Source organism: Luteibacter sp. P4_D7_3 (genome assembly GCF_056401735.1).
In genome coordinates this window covers 1-9,042 of record NZ_JBFUIT010000154.1, presented here as the reverse complement: position 1 = coordinate 9,042, position 9,042 = coordinate 1, and the positions used below count along the sequence as shown (strand labels likewise).

The 9,042-nt window shown below is 65.3% G+C and carries 10 protein-coding genes; 5 read left to right on the top strand and 5 right to left on the bottom strand.

Annotation, left to right across the window (positions count from 1 at the left end; genetic code table 11):
- Window positions 1-647: MBL fold metallo-hydrolase (locus tag AC1DSN_RS13750; protein ID WP_477331163.1), on the bottom strand; the 647-nt coding region annotated here is incomplete at its 3' end.
- Entirely contained in the window at window positions 644-1,372 is a 729-nt protein-coding gene (locus AC1DSN_RS13745) for a 3-deoxy-D-manno-octulosonic acid kinase (protein WP_477331161.1), read from the bottom strand. The genes AC1DSN_RS13745 and AC1DSN_RS13750, both read right to left, overlap by 4 nt.
- Window positions 1,373-1,469: 97 nt before the next feature.
- On the opposite strand from AC1DSN_RS13745, the gene AC1DSN_RS13740 reads away from it, so the two are divergent.
- Window positions 1,470-2,495: a glycosyltransferase family 9 protein gene (locus AC1DSN_RS13740; RefSeq protein ID WP_477299006.1), complete on the top strand. Its 1,026-nt coding sequence runs from the start codon at window positions 1,470-1,472 to the stop codon at window positions 2,493-2,495.
- Between the two features lie 173 nt (window positions 2,496-2,668).
- Here AC1DSN_RS13740 and AC1DSN_RS13735 read toward each other — a convergent pair whose 3' ends face one another.
- Window positions 2,669-3,073: a DUF6165 family protein gene (locus AC1DSN_RS13735; RefSeq protein WP_477299019.1), complete on the bottom strand. Its 405-nt coding sequence runs from the start codon at window positions 3,071-3,073 to the stop codon at window positions 2,669-2,671.
- A gap of 17 nt (window positions 3,074-3,090) precedes the next feature.
- On the bottom strand, window positions 3,091-4,014 hold the full coding sequence (locus AC1DSN_RS13730; protein WP_477299020.1) for a LysR family transcriptional regulator: 924 nt from the start codon (window positions 4,012-4,014) through the stop codon (window positions 3,091-3,093).
- Between the two features lie 90 nt (window positions 4,015-4,104).
- On the opposite strand from AC1DSN_RS13730, the gene AC1DSN_RS13725 reads away from it, so the two are divergent.
- Complete coding sequence (locus tag AC1DSN_RS13725) at window positions 4,105-5,079, top strand: NAD-dependent epimerase/dehydratase family protein (protein WP_477331159.1); 975 nt, start codon at window positions 4,105-4,107, stop codon at window positions 5,077-5,079.
- 29 nt (window positions 5,080-5,108) lie between these two features.
- The gene (locus AC1DSN_RS13720; protein WP_477297964.1) at window positions 5,109-6,218 is read left to right on the top strand and encodes an FAD-dependent oxidoreductase; all 1,110 of its coding nucleotides are present in this window, start codon (window positions 5,109-5,111) and stop codon (window positions 6,216-6,218) included.
- Between the two features lies 1 nt (window position 6,219).
- Here the strand turns inward: AC1DSN_RS13720 and AC1DSN_RS13715 are convergent, their stop codons facing one another.
- Window positions 6,220-7,524: an Nramp family divalent metal transporter gene (locus AC1DSN_RS13715; RefSeq protein WP_213948302.1), complete on the bottom strand. Its 1,305-nt coding sequence runs from the start codon at window positions 7,522-7,524 to the stop codon at window positions 6,220-6,222.
- Between the two features lie 128 nt (window positions 7,525-7,652).
- On the opposite strand from AC1DSN_RS13715, the gene AC1DSN_RS13710 reads away from it, so the two are divergent.
- Together AC1DSN_RS13710 and AC1DSN_RS13705 are read left to right on the top strand one after the other, a co-directional pair.
- Window positions 7,653-8,081, top strand: a complete 429-nt coding sequence (locus AC1DSN_RS13710) for a hypothetical protein (RefSeq protein WP_213948303.1) — start codon at window positions 7,653-7,655, stop codon at window positions 8,079-8,081.
- Between the two features lie 37 nt (window positions 8,082-8,118).
- Window positions 8,119-9,042 (top strand): alpha/beta hydrolase (locus tag AC1DSN_RS13705; RefSeq protein ID WP_477331157.1); only part of this gene is annotated, 924 nt, incomplete at its 3' end.

The following is a 9,042-nucleotide window of genomic DNA, read 5'->3' as shown; positions in this document are numbered from 1 at the left end:
TAGTGATACAGCGCCAGGCGGGCGCGAACCTCGTCCGGGTACTCTCGCGCCAGGTCATCCACGCCAGTATGGGACGGATTACCGACGACACCGCAGTCGTGGGCGATGAGCTCGCCATGCGCGCCGTGAAGCGCCAGCGCCTCGGGAACGGGGCGGGTATCGCCGGTGTAGACGAAGCTGCCGCGCAGGGCGAGACCGTACGAGGTGCCCTGCACGTGGTGGCGCGTGGGAAACACGTCGAACCACTCGCCTTCGTGCCAGAACCCACGGGTGCATGGAATCAGGTGAAAAGCCTCCCAGTAGTTCACGCCGCCCTCGGCCAGCGCACCCGGGTAGTCAGCCACCCTGCCCTGCAGCCACGGCAGGAGCGCCGCATGCAGGTATACCCGCATGCGACCACGCAAGGCTTCGTCAAACCAGAGACGGAAGAACAATCGCTCCATACCCGCGACGTGGTCCATGTGAACGTGGGTCACGTAGAGAGCCGGCGGCGGCGCACCGTAGGCGGCCACGTAGCGATCCAGGGTGTCCGGTCCGCAGTCCACCAGGAGCAGCGGCCGGTCGTCACGCTCGACCACCACGGCGGATGATCCGAGCTCCACGGCATGCGCGGCGCCAGTTCCAAGGAAGTGCAGGTTCCAGCTCACCCTTTCAGACTCCGCTCGTAATGGTCGATCAGGGCCGGCCAGAGCTCGGCGTCGAAGGTGTCGCCCCCGGCATCGCGGGCGCCGACCTTGATGAGGGAGCGTTTCAGGCGAGCCAGGTTCGCACGCCGCCAGTGCGCCGCTGGCCGACGCAAACGGCCGCGATCGAAGTCGATGAGGTAAAGGCCTTGCGGATTGACCAGGATGTTGTGGGCATTGAGGTCCGCATGCCAGGCACCTTCGCGATGGAAGCGGGCGATCAGCTCACCCACCTTCCCAGCGAGGGTCGCGTTGAAAGCACCATCGTTCAGGCGCTCCGCCAGCGTGGCCGCTTCCGGTATGCGCAGGGTGATCAGATCGGCCGAGTAACGCAGCCAGTACCGCACGTAGCGCGACGCCAGCGGTGGCGACACCGGCAGGCCACGGCGCTCCAGCTCGGCCAGCAGCCTGAATTCACGTACGCTGCGGGTGCGACGCCAACCCGTGAACAGATAGCGGTCTCCGAAGATTCGCGCCACCATGCCGCCTCGGCGGTAATGGCGAAGCACGGCTTCGCCGGCCGGCGTTTCGATCACGGCAACGCCTCCGCGACCGCCGGCCTGCGAGCGCAGGGCATCGCGCTCGCTCCAGTGGGCGGGCGAGAACCAGAGGCTATCGACTTGAGGTGTACGGGCCGCGTCGAACAGAATCGTGCCGCCCGCCGCCTCCGCTACGCGTTGTTCAGTCATTTTCGGGCCGCCCTCCGGCGGCCTCCTATCCGGTGATCCGATCGTGCCCAGTCTAACAAGCCGTCCCCTCCCGCCGGGAGACTCCAGTCTCTGCATCATGCGCACATCCGCGATCGGCGATGTAACGCACGTGACTCCGCTGATCCGGACATTGCAGGAAAAGGCACCGCGGACGCGACTCACCTGGATCATCGGCAAGCTCGAGCGGCGCCTGGTAGGCGACCTGCCGGGCGTGGAGTTCATCACCTTCGACAAGGGCCAGGGCCGTGCGGGCGCTCGCGCCGTGCGCGAGGCCCTCGCCGGCAGGCACTTCGATGCCCTCCTCCACATGCAGGTGGCCCTGCGCTCCAACCTGTTGAGCCTTTCCGTAAAGGCGGACCGGCGCATCGGCTACGACCATGCCCGTTCCAAGGACCTGCACGGCCTTTTCGTTAATGAGCGCATCGCTGCGCGCACCGGCGAGCACGTGCTCGACGCCATGGCCAGCTTCATCGAGCCGCTCGGCCTGAAGCAGACCGAAGTGCGCTGGGACATCCCCGTGCCCGACGAGGCTCATGCCTGGGCAGCGGAGCAATTGCCCGGTGAGGCGCCGACGCTGTTGGTCAGCCCGATGTCGAGCCACACGGTTCGCAACTGGCGGGTGGAGCGCTACGCCGCGCTGATCGACCATGCGATGAGCCGCGGCCTGCGGGTCGTCCTGGTCGGCGGCCCTTCGGAACCCGAGCGCGCCCTCGCCGACAGCATCCTTGCCGCGGTGAAGCAGGCACCGATGGACCTCACGGGCAAGGACACACTAAAGCGTTTCATGGCCCTTCTCGCACGTAGCGCCATGATTCTCACCCCGGATTCCGGCCCGATGCACATGGCGAACGCGGCCGGCGTAAAGGTGCTCGGCCTGCATGCGGCGAGCAATCCGGAGCGCTCCGGGCCCTATTCCGACCGTCGCTGGTGCGTGGATAAATACGACGCCGCATCTCGCAAGTTCCTCGGCAAGCCCGCCTCAGAAATTCCGTGGGGCACGAAGATCGAAAAGCCCGGCGTCATGGACCTGGTCGAAGTCGACGAGATGATCGCGCGCTTCGAAGCCTGCGCAGAACACTTGAAGCTGACCCTTGCCCGGTAACCGGCCCGTGCCCTGTAACCGCCGCTTGCCCGGTAACCGCCGTTTGCCCGGTAACGCCGTTTGCCCGGTAGGAGCCGATTCATCGGCGATCCCGCGGCAGCGGGCCAGTTTGGGGCAAGCACCCGATCGCCGATGAATCGGCTCCTACAGGAAGCAGATCCTGCGAGGGTTCGTCAGGCCTGCGGGGCGCGGTAGTCCTGGTAGGACTTCTCTTCGACCAAGGTTGAACCGAGCTTCATATTGATCTCGCGCTTGATCGCCGCGCGTTCGTCGTTCTCGATGTACACCGAGCGGGCGAGCTGGATGAATTCCTGATCGAAGGCCTGGGCGCGCTCTTTCATGCGGATATCGTCTTCGATCTTCCACAGACGCTGGTTCACGGCGAGAAGGCGCGCGGTTTCGTCGGCGATATCGGTTTCCGACGCCTTGTCGTTCTTCCACGTCGCGTCGAGCAGCTCGAGTTCGTTGCGGACGTTGGCGAGCTTGGCGTCGTCCTTGATTTCCTGCAGCTTGATCTGAAGGATCGTCATCTTGTCGATAAGCTCGCCGTAAGAAACGGGGGTCTGAATCAGGCTCATGGCAAATCTCCAGTCGGTCAGGCGCCGGAGGTTAGCAGTTTTGGGCTGGTCCGACTGCCACCGTAGGCCGCCAGACCCTCCACCAGGTGGTCGAAAACAGTGCGAATACGAAGACTGGTGCGCTGGTCCTCATGCATGACTACCCAAATGGGCAGTGCGATATCCACGGACTTGGGAAGCAGTCGCACGAGTCCCGCGCGTCGACCCAGCGGCACCTGGCAGGCACCGATACCGAAGCCTGCCCGGATAGCAGCCAGCCCGGCGAGATCGTTGTCCGTGCGCAAGCTGAAGAACTCGCGCTGGTAAGGCATGCCTGCGGGGCGGGTGGCACGGATATACGGCGTCTCTTCGTCGTAACCGATCAAGGTGTGCCCGGTCAGGTCCGCCAGTGTCTTCGGCCGGCCCGCCGCCGCGAGATAGTCCGCGTGCGCGTAAAGGCCAATGGGAATAACACACACCTTCCGGGCGACCAGCGCATCCTGGTCCGGGGGCGAACTGCGCACGGCGATGTCGGCATCGCGGCGCAAGAGATTTTCCGTGCGATTCGTGGTCGACAGCTCAAACACGATCCCCGGGGAACGTCGGTGCATCGCGGCCAGGATCGGCGGCAACACCTCCACGCCATTGACCTCGCTGGCAGTGATGCGCACGACGCCGCGTAACTCGTCCTTCGCGCCTGACGCCGCGCGTAAAGCCGAAGCGGCCGCCGACGCCATCGCTTCCGCGTGAGGCTGAAGCTCCAGCGCGGCATCCGTCGGCACCAACCCGTGCGATGCACGCGAGAACAGCGGCACCCCGAGCGATGCTTCCAGCTCACGGACGTGTCGACCCAGGCTCGGCTGGGTCATGCCGAGTGCGCGTGCGGCGCCGGAAAGACTCCCCTCGCGAAGTACTGCAAGGAAAGAGCGGAACAGGTCCCACGTCAGGTCGCTGGAAGTCATACAAAAATGTATATCACACCCACGCTTTTAGGCAATTCACGTATAGGTCCAAGGGGAACAGACTGCTTCCATTCCCACGGAGCGCACGCCATGCAGACCCCCACGAATCGAACCGCACTCGTCCTTGGCGCCACTGGCGGCGTCGGTGGCGCCACCGCCCAGGCACTCCTGGAAAAGGGCTGGAAGGTAAAAGCGCTCACGCGCCGCACCATGCCTGCCGATGGCCCKATCCAGTGGATCAAGGGCGACGCCATGAACGCGGCGGATGTCCTCTCGGCAGCGACCGGGGTCCACGTCATCGTGCACGCCGTGAATCCCCCCGGGTACCAGAACTGGGAAACGCAGGTCCTGCCGATGATCGACCACACGATCGCCGCCGCGCGGGCTGTCGATGCACGCATCGTCATCTTCGGCAGCGTGTACAACTACGGCCCCGAGACCTTTCCCCTGCTCCGTGAGGAAAGTCCGCAGAACGCGCCCACGCGCAAAGGGGAAATCCGCGTTGAACTGGAACGGCGCCTGGAAGCGGCGGCGATTAGCGGCGTGCGCTCCTTGAACCTTCGTTGCGGCGATTTCTACGGACCGCGAGCCGGCRCCAAYTGGTTCGCCCAGGGCATCGTCAAACCCGGCAAGCCGCTGCGCGTCATGCACTACCCGGGACCGCGCAACCTGGGCCATGCATGGGCTTACCTTCCCGACGTCGGTGCGACCACCGTCGCACTGCTCGATCAGGAAGGTCGCCTGGACACGTTCGAGCGCTTTCATTTCGACGGGCACTACGTCACCGGCAACGCGCTCCATGCTGCCGTGAGTCGTATATCGGAACACCCCCGCCTGCCGTTGCGCGCTTTCCCCTGGCCCGTGGTCACCCTGGCGTCACCCTTCTCCGAGACGATGCGGGAAGTGCGCAAGATGCGTTATCTCTGGCGAGCACCGCTCCAACTGGACGGCACGCGACTGCACGCGTTCCTCGGATCGGTCCCGTCCACGCCCCTGGAGACCGCCCTACGCGCGACCTTGTCCTCACTGGGCACGCTGGCCGTAGGTGTTTCGCCGCGACTATGATCGGCTGAACGACATCGCGGAGCGCACGCATGAGCCAGCCGTCCGTCCTGATCGCCGGTGCCGGTCCCACAGGGCTGGCTGCAGCCCTCTTTCTCGACATCCGCGGCGTGAAGGCGCGTATCGTGGATTCGGCGCTCCAGGCTGCGCCGCACTCACGCGCGCTGGTCGTCAATCCGCGAACGCTCGACCTACTCGCCGACACCGGTGTCACCGAACGCATGCTCGCCGAAGGCCGTCGCATTCGCGGCGTGCGCTTCCATGAGAACGGCGAGGTATTGGCAACGGTCGAAGCGGCATCGATGCATCCGCGATACGGGCTCACGGTGCTGTCGCAGGAACGCAGCGAAGCCCTTCTGACCGAGGCGTTGCTCGCGCGAAACATCCATGTCGAGCGCGGTGTTCGCGCGGGATGCGTGGGCCAGGATGATGCGGAAGTTCGCGTCGCGTTGAACGGCGCGAGCGATGGCGAAGACGGCTATGCCGCAGTATTCGCCGCGGACGGTGCACACAGCGATTTCCGCAAGACCCTCGAGATAGGTTTTTCCGGCTCCTCCTACCCGGAGCCCTGGCCACTCTACGACCTTCCGCTGGAAACGACACTCGACCTCGATCATGCGCATGTCATGTTCTTTCCGGAAGGCATGATTTTCCTGCTCGCCCTGAACGACGAGATCTGGCGTGTCATATCGAACATGCCCCATCCCCTCGCCAAGTTGCCGGCAGGCACAGTCTCCAGCGAACCGATGTGGGAGTCGTCGTTCCATGTCGCCCATCGCGTCGCCGACCGCTGCGCTATCGATCGCATCGCACTCGGTGGCGATGCTGCCCACGTACATTCCCCGGTCGGCGCACGTGGCATGAACCTGGGTATCGAAGACGCCGCGGCCTTCGCCATGTATTTCACGGTCCCCGGAGCCAGGCCGATGGACGCGCTGGAGCGCTATCACCGGGAGCGTCATGCCGTGCACAAAGGCGTCGTGCGTCGCGTGCATGCGGTCACGTCCATGGCACGCAGCGGCAACCCCCTCGTTGCCCGCCTTCGGCATGCCGCGCTTCCGTGGGTCTCGCACATGCCTGCACTGAGCCAGCGGATCCTGCGCACGGTGGCAGGGCTCGATCACCCCGCACCCACGCCGTGAGTCAGAGCGAAATCGCGCCCGCCGCATCCAGCAACAGCACCACATTGAGACTGAGCACCACCAGCGCGCCCAGGCTCGCCAGCGCGACGACAGGCCAGCGGTTATGGAACACACCCATGGTGTCGCGCCGGCTGGTAAACCACACCAGCGCAATCATCGGAAAGGGCAACGCGATGCTCAGCGCGACCTGGCTCATCACCAGCGCACGGGTGGCGTCCACGCCGGCGATGACCACGGCGAAGCTCGGCACCATGGTGACGGACCGCCGCAGCCAAAGCGGAATGCGAAAAGCGACAAAGCCCTGCATGATCATCTGGCCCGCCATGGTTCCGACCACCGAACTGGAGAAGCCCGAAGCCACCAGGGAGATCAGGAAAATCGTCGCCGCCGCACCGCCCAGCAAAGGCACGAGGGTCTGATAGGCCGTCTCGATCTTCGCCACATCGGGATGACTTCCGTGAAACGCCCCTGCGGCCATCACGACCATCGCCAGGTTGATCAGGCCGGCGACCGTCAGGGCCAGCACGACCTCGAGGTTGGAGAGACGGATGATCCGTCGCCGCTCGATATCGCTCTTCGGCCGCGCACGCCGTTCGGTAAGGCCCGAATGCAGGAACAAGGCGTGCGGCATCACCGTCGCACCGATAATGCCGACCGCGATCGCCACCGCCGCACCGTCGGGCAGACTCGGCACGAAGATCTGCTGCCCCAGCGATGCCCAGCCCACCGGCGCGACGAACAGCTCGACCAGATACGACAGGCCGACCACGCCGACCAGGGCGCCAATGGCCAGCTCGAGCCGCCGGTAGCCCATGCCTTCGAGCAGCAGCAAGGCGTACGTCACGATGCCCGTGATGACCATGCCCACCAACAGCGGCAAATGGAACAGCAGGCTCAGGCCGATCGCTCCACCGAGGAACTCGGCAAGATCGGTCGCCATCGCCGCCAATTCGCTGACCACCCACATGACGTAAACCAGCGGCTTGGGCAAGCGTTCTCGACACAGCTGGGCCAGGTCGCGACCGGTCACGATACCCAACCGCGCCGAAAGGCTCTGAAACAGCATCGCGACCAGGTTGGCAAGAACCACCACCCAGAGCAGCCCGTAGCCGTATCGGGCGCCAGCCTGGATGTTGGTCGCGAAATTACCGGGGTCGATATAGGCCACCGACACGACAACGGCCGGACCGGCGAACGGCGCGAGCCCAGCCAGCCCCGTCCGTCGGCCCTGCAAGACCTCTTGCATGACCTGGGTATCGCGTGCGCGCCTGACTTCGTCTCTCACCGCGACGTCCGAGTGGCGCATGGCGCCCTTGACCGGATTAAGCCCAGCATCGCGTACACGCGACGTTAATGTGTGAAATCCCGCGAGGAACGCTTCGCGGGTCCTCCACACGCGGCAGCCTATATCTCAGGGAGATTCCCGGAGCCGCCATGACCACGATCACCCAACCCGGTCCCCGCGTCAGCGGGTTTTCCGCCGCCAGGCAAGACGACATCGGCTATTGCGTCCTTGCCGACCTGAGCAACCCACCGACCGACCCCTGGCTGCGCCTGTTCGCCGCCCGCTGCGAGGCCGTGTTCTCACGACACACCTCGCCGGATATCCGGTGGGTGGAGAACAAGATCTGGTTCCGCGTGCCTTCACCGGATCTGGTCGGCGAATATGCCCGCCTGATCGTCGAGGCCGCCACCGGCGCAAGTGCGGATTACGACGAGGAGCAGCGTCGCGAAGCCGAGCGTGCGGACGAGCTGGCGCGCAAGTCGCACGACCTCGACGACCTGCTGAACCAGGTGAACGCGGCACTCCCCGAGTGGGCGGAGGTGGGCGATCTCGCAAGCCAGGGGAAAGCGACGGGCTGATAGGTTGGGGTGAGAACCGACTCACCAGGCTTACCCCATGCACCTAGTTCGGATCGCGCTGCTGGCAACGGCCTTCCTCGTCGCTCGCCCCGGCCACGCCGCCGAGCCATCGCCAACCGCCTCGGGCTCGCCTTTCAGCATCAACCTGTGGCCCGGGGTGCCTCCCGGCGCCAGCGGACCCCGCGGCCCGGAGCGGGTCTACACGTCGGGCAGCCACGCGGGCGCCGTGTCCAACGTCAGTGTGCCGCGCATCGAGATCTACACACCGCCACACCCCAACGGCACGGCCGTGATCGTCATCGGTGGCGGCGGTTACGCGCGAATCGGCATGGGTCAGGAAGTGATGCCGACGGCGACCTGGCTGCAGACGCAAGGGATCACGGCAGTGGTGCTTTACTACCGCCTTCCAGCGGACCATTGGCCTGCGGTCGCGCCATTTCAGGATGCACAACGTGCCATCCGTGTCCTTCGCGCGCATGCACAGGACTTCGGTATCAACCCGGCGCGGATCGGTGTGCTCGGTTTCTCTGCCGGCGGAAACCTCGCCGGCATCGCCGAAACGCGCTCGGCGGCGGCCTTCTATCCCCCTGTAGACGCGACCGACCGGCTCTCGGCACGACCGGATTTCGCGGCCCTGCTTTACCCGGTGATCTCGCTGGGGCAACCCTATGACACCACGCGCTCGGGTCGCGAGTTGTCCACCCAGGCCGACTCGGTACAGGCGTATTCCGTGCAGCTGCACGTGACCCCGAGGACAGCACCGACCTTCCTCGCCCAGGCCAAGGACGATCCCATCGCGAACATAGGCAACAGCCTGATCATGTACGACGCGCTGAAGAAAAATGGCGTCGAGGCCGAACTCCACGTGTTCGACAAGGGCGGCCACGGCTGGGGAATGGGTACGCCGGGCTCTGAGGTTGCCGCGTGGCCGAACTTGTTCGCCCTCTGGGCACGACGCAAC